Source organism: Salicibibacter halophilus, from assembly GCF_006740705.1.
Classification (GTDB): domain Bacteria; phylum Bacillota; class Bacilli; order Bacillales; family Marinococcaceae; genus Salicibibacter; species Salicibibacter halophilus.
This window is the reverse complement of the sequence record NZ_CP035485.1, coordinates 2514879-2529486: the sequence shown is the minus strand read 5'-3', so window position 1 is coordinate 2529486 and position 14608 is coordinate 2514879. Positions and strand designations below refer to the sequence as shown.

13 protein-coding genes and 1 pseudogene are annotated in these 14608 nt (G+C 46.3%); 1 reads left to right on the top strand and 13 read right to left on the bottom strand.

Annotation, left to right across the window (positions count from 1 at the left end; all coding sequences use genetic code 11):
- Positions 1 to 27 precede the first annotated feature (27 nt).
- From EPH95_RS12305 to EPH95_RS12245, 13 genes and pseudogenes are all read right to left on the bottom strand, one after another.
- The gene (locus tag EPH95_RS12305) at positions 28 to 378 is read right to left on the bottom strand and encodes a phage holin family protein (RefSeq protein WP_142090388.1); all 351 of its coding nucleotides are present in this window, start codon (positions 376 to 378) and stop codon (positions 28 to 30) included.
- Entirely contained in the window at positions 378 to 575 is a 198-nt protein-coding gene (locus EPH95_RS12300; protein ID WP_142090387.1) for a PspC domain-containing protein, read from the bottom strand. The genes EPH95_RS12305 and EPH95_RS12300 overlap by 1 nt, the downstream gene beginning before the upstream one ends.
- Positions 576 to 604: 29 nt before the next feature.
- A complete protein-coding gene (locus EPH95_RS12295) occupies positions 605 to 1789 on the bottom strand; it encodes a DUF4097 family beta strand repeat-containing protein (RefSeq protein ID WP_227003897.1) in 1185 nt (394 codons plus the stop codon).
- A gap of 63 nt (positions 1790 to 1852) precedes the next feature.
- On the bottom strand, positions 1853 to 4723 hold the full coding sequence (gene uvrA, locus EPH95_RS12290; RefSeq protein WP_142090385.1) for an excinuclease ABC subunit UvrA: 2871 nt from the start codon (positions 4721 to 4723) through the stop codon (positions 1853 to 1855).
- 90 nt (positions 4724 to 4813) lie between these two features.
- Complete coding sequence (gene uvrB / locus EPH95_RS12285) at positions 4814 to 6796, bottom strand: excinuclease ABC subunit UvrB (RefSeq protein ID WP_142090384.1); 1983 nt, start codon at positions 6794 to 6796, stop codon at positions 4814 to 4816.
- 160 nt (positions 6797 to 6956) lie between these two features.
- Positions 6957 to 8111 (bottom strand): PDZ domain-containing protein, encoded by a 1155-nt coding sequence (locus EPH95_RS12280; RefSeq protein WP_142090383.1) that lies wholly within the window; start codon positions 8109 to 8111, stop codon positions 6957 to 6959.
- 203 nt (positions 8112 to 8314) lie between these two features.
- Complete coding sequence (locus EPH95_RS12275; protein ID WP_142090382.1) at positions 8315 to 9775, bottom strand: S41 family peptidase; 1461 nt, start codon at positions 9773 to 9775, stop codon at positions 8315 to 8317.
- Positions 9776 to 10004: 229 nt separating this feature from the next.
- On the bottom strand, positions 10005 to 10328 hold the full coding sequence (locus EPH95_RS12270) for a M23 family metallopeptidase (RefSeq protein WP_142090381.1): 324 nt from the start codon (positions 10326 to 10328) through the stop codon (positions 10005 to 10007).
- Complete coding sequence (locus EPH95_RS12265) at positions 10244 to 11410, bottom strand: coiled-coil domain-containing protein (protein ID WP_142090380.1); 1167 nt, start codon at positions 11408 to 11410, stop codon at positions 10244 to 10246. The genes EPH95_RS12270 and EPH95_RS12265 overlap by 85 nt, the downstream gene beginning before the upstream one ends.
- 19 nt (positions 11411 to 11429) lie before the next feature.
- Positions 11430 to 12317 (bottom strand): permease-like cell division protein FtsX, encoded by an 888-nt coding sequence (gene ftsX, locus EPH95_RS12260; protein WP_142090379.1) that lies wholly within the window; start codon positions 12315 to 12317, stop codon positions 11430 to 11432.
- Complete coding sequence (gene ftsE, locus EPH95_RS12255) at positions 12307 to 12993, bottom strand: cell division ATP-binding protein FtsE (protein WP_142091603.1); 687 nt, start codon at positions 12991 to 12993, stop codon at positions 12307 to 12309. Before ftsE ends, ftsX begins: the two co-directional genes overlap by 11 nt.
- 252 nt (positions 12994 to 13245) lie before the next feature.
- On the bottom strand, positions 13246 to 13614 hold the full coding sequence (locus EPH95_RS12250; protein WP_142090378.1) for a c-type cytochrome: 369 nt from the start codon (positions 13612 to 13614) through the stop codon (positions 13246 to 13248).
- A gap of 65 nt (positions 13615 to 13679) precedes the next feature.
- A pseudogene (locus EPH95_RS12245) lies at positions 13680 to 14463 on the bottom strand (YitT family protein).
- Between EPH95_RS12245 and EPH95_RS19255 the strand changes: the two are divergent.
- Entirely contained in the window at positions 14393 to 14596 is a 204-nt protein-coding gene (locus EPH95_RS19255) for a hypothetical protein (protein ID WP_227004167.1), read from the top strand. The pseudogene EPH95_RS12245 and the gene EPH95_RS19255 overlap by 71 nt on opposite strands.
- Positions 14597 to 14608: the final 12 nt, after the last annotated feature.

Here is a 14608-nt window from a genome sequence, read left to right as displayed (position 1 = left end):
GAAAAAGCGCCCCATACATGAGGCGCCTCACTGTCTTACTGGTTTAAACACGACATTAATGATCGCGTTTAGGATGGCCATTACGACCGCTGCCAATATAGCTGTTCCGAATCCATCGATGACAAAAGCGCCTCCCATAATCCACGCAATGAACATAAGCATGGCAGCATTAATGACAAAGAGGAAAATACCCAATGTCAAGACCGTGACCGGGAGGGTTAAAACGACGAGAATCGGACGAACAATCGTGTTGACAATCGCGAGCAGGACAGCAGCAATCAACGCTGCCCAAACATTTTCCAATTCAAAGCCGGTAAAAATCAATCCTGTGAGCAATAAAACAACAGCATTAATGACGATATTGACGAGACATCCCATTATGAACGGAAGTCTCCTTCACTTGGCACCAAAACGGTGAGCAACAAATAAAGAAGCAGCGTAATCCCGAAGCTGAGAAAAAGGCTAATCACTGCTATGACCCTGATAATGATCGGGTCAATATTAAAATATTGGCCGATCCCTCCACAAACACCTGTAATAATACGACTGTTGGCAGAACGCACTAAACGTTTCATTTATCTCCCGCCTTTCCCTTTCTTCACAATTAACGGTCATGGGTTTTGACGGAAACGGAGCCTGTTTTCGTACCGGCATCCACACGCAATACCGCTGATTTATCCGGGTTGGACACAAACGTTAACGTTTTTTGAACAAAATCCCGTTTTTCATCTAGCACTTCCACATTGGGGAGTTTCCAATGGTAATTTCCGACATTTGTTTTCAACTTTCCTTCTGTGCGTATTTCTTCCGGTACAGCAAGAAAAACAGACCCAGTCGTTGCCGTTAACGAAACATGGCCGCCTTCTCTTCCATGAAAATGGCAATTAACGGACCCATTCACGGATTCGGCGTCAATATCTTCGATGTGCCCGTTTATGTCAATGCTTCCATGGACGGTGCGAAAGTCGGCACGCTGGCTGGAGCCCCCGTCAAGATCAATCGGGCCATTGACAGTCTCCACTTCAAGCACATCGGCATGAACGCCTTCCATGTTTATACTTCCATTTACGGCTTTTGCCGACAAAGATATGCTGTTCAACCCATTCACGTGTAAATGTCCGTTAAACGTGTATAACGATAGTTTTTCAAAGCGCTCGCGCGGCACATAGACCGTGGCTTGCAATTTGATTTTTTTCGATTTCGTATAAAAACAGAGCTTTTCATCTTTGGTTTCAAAAACGGTTTCTTCCAGAAAAATGCGACGGGCATCTTCTTCGTTTTCCGCCTTATAAACTTTAGCGCTACATTCAATTTTTCCATCTGCTTCATCCCATGGTTGAAGCTCAATCGAGCCATTTTCCAACGATAGTTCAAACGTCCGCTCCTGCATGCTCGTGTGTTGGAAAATATGATTGATTTCTTGCGCGTTGCCAAAATTGAAGTCGAGATCCAGTTCTTTAATTTTGTGAACAGCGGAATCCACAAATTCCGTAAACCAGCGGGCTCCTTCGGACAAAGGTGAACCTTTTTCCCCTTGTTCCTCCCGGTACTGCCTCCATGATTCATCGTGGTGGCGATTGCTTTCGTCCCAATCTATCCTCGTGCTTAAATCAGTGCTATCAGACGTTTTTGTTTCGCTTTCGTCTTTGCTTTTTCGCGTTGTTGCCGAGCTTGTCGTCGTCTCCTTTTCCTGTCCCGATGACAATGCCTTAATCAACTTCGTTCCGTCTTCCGGGCTGATTTTGCCGTCTTCCACCATTTGCAGAATCATTTTACGTTCTTCTTGCATGATTTTTTCCTCGCTTTCCCTTTTTAATACAATCATTAACTGCCCAAGACCAGTTGAAAAAAATCACTTAACGACGGCTTCATCCTTTTCCAACGCTTCCATCCGTTGTTCTTCCCGCTCCAAGATTGGCTTTAAATATCGGGCGGTGTAAGAGTGTTTCGCTTCGGCGACTGTCTCGGGGGAACCTGTCGCGACGATTTCACCGCCGCCATCACCACCTTCAGGCCCAAGATCAATAATATGATCGACCGTTTTAATGACGTCCAGGTTATGCTCGATGACGATAACTGTATCTCCATTATCAACGAGACGTTGCAATACTTGCAATAGGCGGCGAATATCATCCATATGAAGACCGGTGGTAGGTTCATCCAAAATGTAGAGAGAGCGCCCGGTTGTGCGCCTGTGCAGTTGGGAGGCCAACTTCACTCGCTGCGCTTCCCCGCCGGAAAGCGTTGTGGCCTGTTGGCCAAGCTTAATATACCCAAGGCCCACGTCTTTTAACGTCTGCAATTTCCGTTTGATTCTAGGGATGTTCTCAAAAAAATCCACGCCTTCATCGACGGTCATTGCCAACACTTCCGCAATATCTTTCCCTTTGTAGCGGATATCCAACGTCTCCCGGTTGTAACGTTTTCCGCCGCACTCTTCACATTCCACGTATACATCGGGCAAAAAGTGCATCTCTATCTTAATAATGCCATCTCCCCGACACGTTTCGCAACGGCCGCCCTTAACATTAAAGCTGAAACGTCCCTTTTTATAACCACGCACCTTCGCCTCGTTCGTCATGGCGAATACCTCGCGGATATAATCAAATACACCGGTGTACGTCGCCGGATTGGACCGTGGCGTTCGTCCGATCGGTGACTGGTCAATGTTTACGACAAAATCGAGCTCATCAATGCCTTTGATTTCTTTGTGTTTCGCAGGCTTTTCTTTCGCCCGATGTAACTTCTGGGAAAGGGATTTTCGTAATATATCATTGATGAGCGTGCTTTTCCCGGAGCCGGAAACACCGGTAATGACATTAAAAACACCGAGCGGAATATCGACGTCGATATTTTGCAAGTTATTCGCGTTCGCGCCTGTGACCGTAAGTTTGCGCTGCGTTGCAGGACGTCGTCTGTGCGGTAAAGGAATGAATTTTTTTCCGGACAAATACTCGCCTGTGAGAGATTCAGGTTGATCACTAATCGTTTCCGGAGATCCTTCTGCAGTAATATGCCCGCCGTTTACACCGGCGCCGGGGCCGATGTCCACAATATGATCAGCCGCAAGCATCGTATCTTCATCATGTTCAACGACGATTACTGTATTCCCAAGGTCGCGCATGTTTTCAAGCGTACGGATTAATCGCATATTATCCCGCTGGTGCAAGCCGATGGAAGGTTCATCAAGAATATAGAGAACTCCCATTAGCGCGGAGCCGATTTGGGTGGCCAGCCGAATTCGTTGCGCTTCACCGCCGGACAGGGTCCCGGCCGTACGACTTAGCGTTAAATAATCAATGCCCACATTGCTTAAAAATCCCAACCGATTATTAATTTCCTGGATGATGAGCCGGGCAATTTGCATCTCTTTTTCGGATAAATCAAGCGTATCCATATAACCTTTGGCTCCGTCAATGGATAGATCTGTCACTTCTCCGATATGCTTGCCATTAAGTAAAACGGAAAGTGCTTCATCTTTTAACCGATGGCCTTGGCAAGCTTGACAAGCTTTCCGGACCATAAACTGCTCCATCTGTTCCCGCGTATAATCCGAAGAGGTGGAATAATACCGCCTGGAGATATTTTTCAACACACCTTCAAAATAAATTTTCCGTTCTCTTACATTGCCAAACTCATTCTCATGCCGAAAGTAGATTCGTTCTTTCCGATTGCCATGCAGTAAAATTTTTTTATCCTGCTTGGAAAGTTGCTCAAATGGAACATCCATGTCGATGCCGAAATGTTCGCAGGCGGCCTCGAGCAGCTGCGGATAATAATCGGAACTTGTCGGCATCCATGGAAGAATGGCATGTTGGCGCAAAGTGAGGCTTTCGTTTGGGATAACCAACTCTTCATCGGTTTCCAACTTGGAGCCAATTCCGTCACAGGTTGGACAAGCACCCGATGGATTGTTAAAAGAAAACAACCTCGGTTCCAATTCATCAACGGAAAACCCGCAATACGGGCATGCATGATGTTGGTTGAACAACACCTCATCGCCGTCAATAACGTCAATGAGCACGCGCCCTCCCGATTGTTCCAATCCTGTTTCCAATGACCCGGAGAGTCGGGACTCCACTCCTTCTTTTATAATTACCCGATCTATGACGACTTCAATAGTATGCTTTTTATTTTTTTCCAAAGCGATGTCTTCGGATAAATCGCGAATCTCCCCGTCCACACGCACGCGCACAAATCCTTTTTTCTTTAAATCCTCAAAGACTTTTACATGCGTTCCCTTTCGCTCGGCTTCCAACGGAGCAAGAATTTGAAGGCGGGTCCGTTCGGGATAGCTCATCAATTGATCGATCATTTGCTGGACGCTTTGCGAAGTAATGGGGATGTTATGGTTCGGACAATAAGGGACCCCGACACGTGCGAACAATAACCGTAAATAATCATAGATCTCCGTGACCGTCCCTACTGTGGAGCGCGGATTTTGGCTTGTCGTTTTTTGATCGATGGAGATAGCCGGGGACAGTCCTTCGATCGAATCTACATCCGGCTTATCCATCTGTCCTAAAAATTGCCGGGCATAAGACGATAAGGATTCTACGTATCGCCTTTGCCCTTCGGCATAAATCGTGTCAAACGCCAGCGATGACTTACCCGAACCCGATAACCCGGTAAAAACAATCAACTGATCACGGGGGATTGTTAGATCTACCCCTTTCAGGTTATGGGAACGCGCTCCTTTTATGCTGATATTATCTTTGGCCATCGTTCCGGTCACTCCTTGTACTAGAGGTGGGAGGTGAGAGGTTGGAAGTTATTAGAAAGCCTTAGTTGCACTTCCGACCTCCAGTGCTTGCTATGATGTTTTCTTTCCCTTCAGCTCAATCATTGTATCGCGAAGCTCCGCGGCTCGTTCGAAATCAAGCGATTTTGCCGCTTCTTTCATTTCCGATTCAATTTTTTCAATGAGACGAGCCTTTTCATCTTTCGTCATATGCTTATCTTGCGGCGTTGCATAGCTTTCTTTATCTTCTGCGGCAACCGTAGCCTGAATCGTCTGCGGCACGGCTTTTTCAATTGTTTTCGGTATAATCCCATGTTTTTCATTATGTGCTTCTTGAATACTTCGGCGCCTTTCCGTCTCTTTTATCGCTACTTCCATGGAGCGCGTTTCCTTATCCGCATACATGATCACTTGGCCATCTGCATGACGTGCCGCCCGTCCCATCGTTTGGATTAAGGACCGTTCGGCACGCAGAAACCCTTCTTTATCCGCGTCCAAAATCGCCACGAGGGAAACTTCGGGGATATCCAACCCTTCACGCAAAAGATTGATGCCGACAATACAGTCAAACTCGCCAAGACGCAGCTGGCGAACGATCTCCAAACGGTCCAGCGTTTTAATATCGGAGTGTAAATATTTTACTTTAATGCCGACTTCTTTTAAATAGTCCGTCAGATCTTCCGCCATTTTCTTCGTAAGCGTCGTCACTAACACACGTTCATTTTTTTCCTGCCGTTCGTTAATCTCCCCGATTAAATCATCGATCTGCCCTTCGATTGGCCGCACGTTCACTTTAGGGTCAAGCAATCCGGTCGGGCGGATAATCTGTTCGACAACCTCCGGCGCTTTCTCTTGCTCATAAGGTCCAGGGGTCGCGGATACATACACTGCTTGTGACACTCGCTTTTCAAACTCCTCGAATTTCAACGGACGGTTGTCCATCGCTGAAGGCAGCCGAAATCCATGGTCGACCAACACTTGTTTTCGCGCACGGTCCCCATTGTACATTCCCCTTACTTGCGGCAACGTTGCGTGCGATTCGTCGATAATCATAAGAAAATCGTCCGGAAAATAGTCCAGTAACGTAAACGGCGCCTCGCCCGGTTCGCGAAACGTTAAATGCCGGGAATAGTTTTCGATTCCGGAGCAAAAGCCCATTTCCTGCATCATTTCAATGTCATAACGGGTCCGCTGTTCCAGCCGCTGCGCTTCCAACAACTTGTCCTGGTTTTTAAATTCTTGGAGGCGTTCAGCCAGCTCTTGTTCAATATTGACGATTGCTTTTTTCATTTTTTGTTCGCGCGTAACGAAGTGGGAAGCCGGGAAAATCGCAACATGGTTGCGTTCACCAAGCACTTCTCCTGTTAATGCGTCCACTTCGGTCATGCGATCAATCTCGTCGCCGAAAAATTCCACGCGAATGCAGTGTTCATCCCGGGAAGCAGGAAAAATTTCCACAACATCCCCGCGCACACGGAAAGTCCCTCTCGTAAAATTAATGTCGTTACGGTCATATTGCACATCGACGAGATCATTTAAAAGTTCATCTCTTCCTTTTTCGATCCCGGTACGAAGTGAAACCACCAACTCGCGGTATTCTTCCGGCGACCCCAGCCCATAGATACATGAGACGCTGGCGATGATGATGACATCATTGCGTTCAAATAACGCGCTCGTCGCGGAGTGCCGGAGTTTGTCTATTTCATCATTGATGCTGGCGTCTTTTTCAATAAATGTATCCGACTGCGGGACATATGCTTCCGGTTGATAGTAATCGTAATAACTGACGAAGTACTCTACGGCATTATTGGGAAACAATGATTTAAATTCACTGTATAATTGGCCGGCGAGCGTTTTATTGTGAGCCATGACAAGCGTCGGTTTGTTGACTTCCCGGATCACGTTTGACATCGTAAATGTTTTGCCGGTTCCGGTTGCTCCCAACAACACTTGGTGTTTATCGCCCGCTTTTATTCCTTCCGTAATTTTTTTTATCGCTTCAGGTTGATCTCCTTCGGGTTGATAAGCAGATTCAAGTGAAAACGTTTGTGTCAACGTTCACCCTCCTTCGCTGGCAGTACCATTCCTTTATTGTTTATTATAACACACTCTGGAGAAAACCGAACATTTATTTGCTTCTGTTGGCCATAAAAAGCCTTCCGAGCATGGCAGTGATCATTTCCAATGCCTTTTCCCGGAAGGTTTATGCCACCATCTATTCACCTTGCCATTGTTCCTCATGAGGATGCAAAAATAACAAACCCAGCTCATGGTGTTGATTGTCGTACAGCGCTGCTTTCTCCACCCTTCGTTCCCCATTGGCATCGATTACTTCAATACGGCCATATGCCGGATTAATCTGTAATGCTTGGTAAAAACTCCATTCCGTGTGGACGGGATCTCCATGCACTTTCGTCACCATTTCTCCAGGGAGAAGGCCCATCTTTTCACCCGGGGAGCCGGGTAAAACACTGAGAATGATGACTCCCTCGTTCCGGGGGACAAAATAATGATCTTTCAAACGATCACTAACGTACTCGTACACTTGCAAAAGAACCCTGCCCAAGATGGCGACAAGCAAGACCGGCAACCATGTCCATTCCGAAAGCAACATAAATATAACAGTGCCAATCGCAACCAGTACACCGAATCCAATTACTCTTGTTCCGGCCTCTTTGACTTTTATTCTCATGAGTTGGCCGACAGCCGTTAGCCGAAATCCAACAAGAAAAGGCACCAGCAGTAAAGATATGTCCTCCGCTACGGGGAACAGCGGCCACCAACCTTCTGCCGGGAACGTGTCTCCGGGAATGAATAGGCATACGGGGACGAGCCACATTCGATCGAGTCGTTGACCCCCGATCCATTTCCCTCTTTTGCTGCGCAGGCGGAGCGGTGAATACTGCTCGCGTTTGGACTGCGTGTGCATGAATACCCCTTCAACGAGCACGAAGGCGGCGATAAACATAAGGACGGGCAACGGATCTACTGGCGTTGTCCATCCGGAAGGAAGAAGATAGGATAGGAGGAAAGCCAACCCCAGTGCATACGCAGGAGAGGCAAATCCCGCGCCGCCAATAACAATCAGCACAAGATAAGTCACTGTCGTTATCAAAAGGAATTCCGGGGTAAGCACAATGCCGGAAGCCACCGCGGCAACCGATAGAACTATCCCTGCCAAAACCCCCGGCAATAGACGATGAAAAACGTCTTTCCCAACGGGACCCGTGGACGTATGAAACATTTTTCTTTCTCTTTTTAAGCGACGGTAGCCAATCCATACCATGGCCAACAAGCCGATATATGTTAACGGATGAATAAAGAAACTCCCTATCCCCATCAATAGATCTATAAACCAATGATCCATCATTTGATCCCCTTTAGTAAACGGTAAAAGAATTGAAAAACTTGACTACCCGTCAATAACGGGAGCGTCCATGTCTTTCTTATACGATCATTTTATCAATTTATCCTTTCCAATAGTATAAAATATAGAATAAAAAAGAGAAATACACCCAAATGCTGAGGATGTATTTCGGCACGAAGTGTTATACTTCCTGCTTTTTCCTGGCTTTAAGAGACCTCACTAATTAAATGGTCAATGGCTGTATCAAGTTGTTGATCATTTTCATCTTCACGAATCTCGTCCACGATTGCGCTATGAAGGTGTTGTGCGGTTTCTTCATCAATCTCTCCGTTTTCCTCCAGGTCCTCCGCCTGTTGCTGGAAATCTGCCACCGCTTCTTCCGTTTGTTCATCAAAATATCCATCGGTTCTGCCCGGATCAAAACCTAATCCCTCTAAAATATATTGCGCGTTGCTCACTTGATCATTGTTGTCATCGAACGTGAGCGTTTCATCTACAGCAAGCGCGGCCGTATAGAAATAATCCGGTTGGCTTTCCTCGATCGTCGGCTCCACACCATCTTCATGAATAGTGTTGCCATCCGATGTTAACCATCTCGACATGGATAAATTCATTTCACTGCCATCGTCAAATTGGTATCCTTGTTGGACAGTGCCTTTTCCAAACGTTGTTTCCCCAATAAGCGCGTGCCCACCTGCTTCATTAAGGGCAGCTGCCAATATTTCCGATGCAGAAGCACTACCTTGATTAATAAGCACAGCCATTGGATAGTCTTTTTCTTCTTCGAGTGTAGAAGGGGTCGCCATTACCTCTCCATCAGGTTGTTCAATTTGTACGATCGTTTCCCCTTCAGGAAGCAGTAAACTGCCGATATCCTGAACACTGTTCAAGTAACCGCCCGGATTATCACGAACATCGATGAGCAATCCATCAATGCCTTCAGATTCCAAAGCGTTCAATTCATCTTCAAATTCCTGGGCTGTATCCGTAGAGAAAGAAATAATCTCGAGCAAACCGATTGTTTCTCCCTCTCGATCAATCGTTCGGCTTTCAACTGACTCCATTGGAATCGCGTCACGTTCCACTTCAACTTCAAACGGGTCGGAAGCCGATGGGCGGTCAATTGTCAAAGCAACGGAAGTACCCTGTTCCCCGCGTATGTCCATGACTGCTTCATTCAAAGATTGACCTTCCGTTGAGTTGCCATCTATCTCCAAGATTTGGTCGTCCGGCATCAAACCGGCTTCCTCTGCCGGTGATCCTTGAATTGGAGATACAATCGTTACATTTTCATTCACCATATTCACTTCCGCACCGATGCCCTCGAATTCACTATCTAAGGATTCCTCAAACTGCCCTGCCGTTTCCTGATCCATATAGACAGAATAAGGATCGTCCAATTCGTCTAACATTCCTTCAATGGCACCTTCGTACAAGCTACTTTCGTCAACATCGTCGATGTATTGTTCCACAATCAAGTCATGCGCTTGATGAACTTTCTCCCAGCCTTCTTCAGATGACATTTCTCCGTTATCTCTATCCGGCTGCGAAGCGGCATTTTGCTCTTGTCCCTCTTCGCCGATGGAGACCCCTGCGATCACCCCGCCGGACCCGGCTATGATAACCGCACTCGCTAAGATAACGAGCCACTTTCCGCTAATATTCATACTGCCCACCTCGATCTCAGCTTTTGGCACTGCCCAGTCTATCTCGGAAACAACGACTTCTCTATCATTTAGCCTTTTTCCAGGTGTCGCCCTTCTTTTGCATATGCTATGTTTCTTTCTCCCATTTAAACACATTTTTATGGGCGAGACAAAAAATAAACGATCCTCGGATCCATTAACACCAAAAAATCGAGCGGGAGACTGATTTCCGCTCGATTATTCTTTAAACTTATAGATAGTTCATCGGATCGACCGTATTCACGCCTGATCCTTCCCAGCCACCTTCATGCACCTCGAAGTGCAAGTGCGGGCCTGTCGTATTTCCTGTATTCCCCATGATGCCGATTTGTTCCGAGCGGCTGACCGAATCACCGACGGATACATTGGAGGATGCCAGGTGGGCATACAATGTCGTGATCGTTTGTCCATCTATTTGGTGCGTAACCATCACGGTATTTCCATAACCGCTCATATATCCGACGTAGCTGACTTCCCCTGATTCGGAAGAATTAACCGGCACACCCGAACCGCCAATGTCAATCCCATTATGCATCCGCCCCCTCTTGGACCATATTCTGAGGTCAATGGACCTGATGCCGGCCTCGCCAGTGTGCCGCTTCCACCTGCGTCGTTGGAACCGGAACTACTGACACTCGCGGTGGTAGCATTATCTTCCTGTGAATCGGAAGAAGACGCCCCTTCGCTGTCCCCGGATTCACTTGCATTTTCTTCATTGTTTCCGGAATCATCGGAGACTTCAGCTTCGGATTGGCTCTCTTCCTCTTCTTCTTCTTCAGCTTCTGCTGTTTCTTCTTCAGCTTGTCGTTCTCGCTCTCTTTCTCGCTCTCTTTCTCGCTCTTCTTCCCGTTCGATTTCATTCTCTTTAGCAATCTCCTGTTGATGCAAGATTTCCTCTTCGTTTTCGATTTCTTCCAGATCGTCAAGCAACTGACGCTGCTCTTCATCAAGCCCATCCATCACCGTTTCTTTATCTTCCATTTGCTCATCCAAGTTTGCTTGTAAGTTTTCCAATTCTGATAGATGCGTTTCCAAGGTTGCTAGATTTTCTTCAACCGTTTTTTGATTTTCTTCCAATTGCTCATGGTCGGCAATGTGCTCATCGAGAATTTCCTGATCTTGTTCGGCAATCGTTGAAAGGGTGCGTATTCGCTCTATAAAATCCCCAAAACTTTGCGCTCCAAGCAAAACTTCTATGTATTCGACTGTTCCATTGCCATTCTGGTAAAGGATGACGGCTCGTTCCTTCAACACTTCATCCCGTTCTTCGATACGTTCCTCAAGCTCTGATATTTTTTCTTCTAATTGCTCGTTTTCTTCCTCTAGTTCAGCAATTTCCGATTCTTTGTCTCCGATTTCTTCAACCGTGACGGACATTTCTTCATCTATTTCACGAATCTCTGCTTCAATGTCTGCCAACTCTTCCTCAACCGCTTCTAAATCCTCTTCCGTCTCTCCCGCTTCATTCTCCGCCTCTTGTTGGGATTCACGGATGTCCTCCAATTCATCTTCCAAATCATTGATGGAGGCTGCATGTCCAACATAAGTTGATTGCAGCCAACCGGATAAGCCGAACAAAATAGCTGATCCAACTACTATTGTTTTTTTTATTTTCATATCCAATACCCTTCCATCACTAAACTTTCAAGAATTTACGCACAGACATTTGACTTCCCCAAATGCCAACGAGAACGCTAAGGCCCAGCAATACAAGTGACAATTGCCAAACCATTGGAAAAGGCTCAACCATTGTAATAAAAGGCAGCTGGTTATCAAAAAAATCATGGAGATAGACATACCCTGCCATAAGACTCGCCACCGGGATTAAAGCGCCGATCGTCCCGATTAACAACCCTTCAACAAAAAAGGGGGTGCGCACGAACTTGTTCGTCGCTCCTACAAGTTTCATAATTTCAATCTCATCTTTGCGGGAGATAATTGTAAGTTTAATCGTGTTTGAAATCAGGAATATAGATGTAAACAACAAACCGATAATTAAAGCAGCTCCGATCACTCGCACATAATTTGTGACCGTGAACAATTGCGTAAGAATCGATTCTCCGTATTCGACCGTTTCAATTTCAGCATATTCATTTACGGCATTTGCCACAGCTTCCGTAAATTCCGGTTCAGTCGTCTCGATCACTAGAGCATCGTTCAGTGGATTCTCCTCACGAATGCTTTCATAAACCGCGCCTTCAGAACCGAGACTGTCGATAAACTGATCCAGCCCATCCTCCTTGTCAAGGTAAGAAACCTCCTGCACGGCATTGGCGCTTGCAATGTCTTGCATCACTGCCGCCTGCTCATCTTCTTCCGTTTCCATTTCCAAGAAAGCGCGGATTTCAACATCGTTTTCAACATCGGAGACTAAGTGGTTCATGTTTAAAATCAACAAGGCAAACGTTCCAACGACAAGCAGCATAATTGTCACGGCACTAATGGACGCAAAGCTCATCCACCCGTTTCTGCTGATGTTTTTAAACCCTTCTCTCACGTGCCGCACAAGGGTGCTACGCTTCATAGCTGTAAGCACCCCGCGATTCGTCTCGGACAATATTTCCACTATCGATGGCAATCACACGTTTTTTTAAATGATTGACAATGTGGCTGTTGTGGGTCGCCATCACAACGGTTGTACCCCAATAATTGATGTCTTCCAACGTTCCCATGATGCTCCACGCCGTTTCGGGGTCGAGATTTCCAGTCGGTTCATCCGCGATCAGGATGGCCGGTTTGTTTACGACCGCTCTTCCAATAGCCACTCTTTGTTGTTCCCCGCCGGATAATTCACGCGGTTTATAACGTGCTTTATCTTTTAACTTTACAAGATCCAACACTTCCATTACACGTGGTTTAATACGGTCACGAGGCGTTTCGATAACCTCGAGAGCAAAAGCTATATTTTCAAAAACGGATATGTTGGGAAACAACTTAAAATCTTGAAACACAACACCGATTTTCCGCCGCAAATATGGAATTTGTTTTTTCCTGAGATCGTCCAGGTTTGTCCCATTTATGTGAACGCTTCCTTCCGTTGGCTTGACCTCGCGAATGATTAACTTAATAATTGTTGATTTTCCGGCACCGCTTGGGCCGACAACGTACACAAATTCCTCTTTGCCAATATGTATGTTAATGTCATTTAAAGCTTGGACACCGCTACGATAGGTTTTTTTCACTTTTTTCATGTCGATCAAATCTCTCACACCCAAAATATCCTTAATCTGACGGTTTTCGACAAATCTCCACATAAAACCCAAGTCATATTATATCATTTTTTCATCTTAGGAAAAGATGTGCATCATTACAGTTTTATTTCAAACAACTTACAACTAATCAGCTTATAATAGGACTAATATCGACATGGAGCGCTAAATGCCAGCACCGGCGTACAGTAGGCCATAAAAAAACGCCCTGCCGCTATCGGTAGGACGTCATCTTTATCAAACTTAGCCTTCTTCTTCTACGTATTGCGCAACGGCATCAGCGTCGTCGCCGGTAACAAGATCTTCCGGCATGGAACCGGGCCCTTCTTCAATCGCAGCGCGAACATCGTCAGCGCTATATCCATCAAGCGCCGGACCGGAACCGCCTTCCAAGTCCCCGCCGTGGCAACTCATGCAGTTCTCTTCATACAGATCCATTCCTTCGCCGGCATCAACGGTTTCGCCATTTTCTTCTTCATCTTCTGCTTCTTCTTCGGCGCCGCCATTTCCACCATTGTTATCACCTGGCGGTTCTTGTTCTTCACCAGCTTGTCCATTACAGCCGCCGATGATAAAAATCGCTGTGCCTAACACTAACATTGCTTTTTTCATGATGATCCTCCTCAATTATCGTGCGGGTCCGCGTTAGGATTGACGCTCCATTTATTATACACGATTTAGTCCATTTTAAAACCACGACCAAGCACTTCCGTGGCGTTGGAAACGACTATGAACGCATCACGGTCGATGTTTTGCACGACTTGCCGCAACAAAGGAATTTCATTGCGATTCACCACACACATAAGCACCGGCCGTTCGTCTTCCGTATAGCCTCCAAATGCCTGGAGTTTAGTGACTCCACGGTCGACATCATTTAAAATGGCTTCTTTTATCTTTCCCTGTTCTTCCGTAATTATGAAAGCGATTTTATCATAACCAAAACCTGTTTGTACAATGTCAATTGTCTTACCGGTGATGAAAAGCCCGATGAGTGCAAACAGCGCAAATTCAAAACTGAACGCAATTGCCGCCATTGCAACGATTAGCCCATCCATGATAAAAACGCCTGAACCGAGAGAAACACCGGTATATTTATGGATGATTTGAGCCGCCAAATCGGTGCCGCCGGTGGAAGCACCTGAACGAAAAACGAGACCGAGCCCTGTTCCGACACCGACACCGCCAAAAATCGCTGCCAGTAGAGGCTCTGTTGTTAAAGGCGTCCAATTTTGTGTCAAAAAAACGACAAATGGGAGGAATAATGTTCCTATTAATGTCATCCCCCCCGTATCTAAATCCGCCGAGTAAGAGCATTCCCAAAAGAAACAGGGGGATATTCAAGGCGTAAAGGGTAATGTGCGGAGCAAGGCCGAACACTTGATACACAATAGTGGCAAAACCGCTCAATCCTCCCGAAGCGATTGCATTCGGCAATAAAAACAAATTAAATGCGATTGCCACAATTGCCGAACCGCTTAAAACGAGCAGCACATTTATGAGCGATCGCGCCGAACCTTGTGCCGGCTCACGCCGCTTTTTCCGCTTCATCCAAACCCTCCATTTCCATCTTCAGAAACCCGGTTGCCTCCCCTAATGCGAATGCATG

Bases quoted from the DNA above. Each gene is read 5' to 3' on its own strand.
- EPH95_RS12305 (WP_142090388.1), bottom strand. From the start codon at position 378: ATGGGATGTCTCGTCAATATCGTCATTAATGCTGTTGTTTTATTGCTC.
- EPH95_RS12300 (WP_142090387.1), bottom strand. From the start codon at position 575: ATGAAACGTTTAGTGCGTTCTGCCAACAGTCGTATTATTACAGGTGTT.
- EPH95_RS12295 (WP_227003897.1), bottom strand. From the start codon at position 1,789: ATGCAAGAAGAACGTAAAATGATTCTGCAAATGGTGGAAGACGGCAAA.
- uvrA (WP_142090385.1), bottom strand. From the start codon at position 4,723: ATGGCCAAAGATAATATCAGCATAAAAGGAGCGCGTTCCCATAACCTG.
- EPH95_RS12280 (WP_142090383.1), bottom strand. From the start codon at position 8,111: ATGATGGATCATTGGTTTATAGATCTATTGATGGGGATAGGGAGTTTC.
- EPH95_RS12275 (WP_142090382.1), bottom strand. From the start codon at position 9,775: ATGAATATTAGCGGAAAGTGGCTCGTTATCTTAGCGAGTGCGGTTATC.
- EPH95_RS12270 (WP_142090381.1), bottom strand. From the start codon at position 10,328: ATGCATAATGGGATTGACATTGGCGGTTCGGGTGTGCCGGTTAATTCT.
- EPH95_RS12265 (WP_142090380.1), bottom strand. From the start codon at position 11,410: ATGAAAATAAAAAAAACAATAGTAGTTGGATCAGCTATTTTGTTCGGC.
- ftsX (WP_142090379.1), bottom strand. From the start codon at position 12,317: ATGAAGCGTAGCACCCTTGTGCGGCACGTGAGAGAAGGGTTTAAAAAC.
- EPH95_RS12250 (WP_142090378.1), bottom strand. From the start codon at position 13,614: ATGAAAAAAGCAATGTTAGTGTTAGGCACAGCGATTTTTATCATCGGC.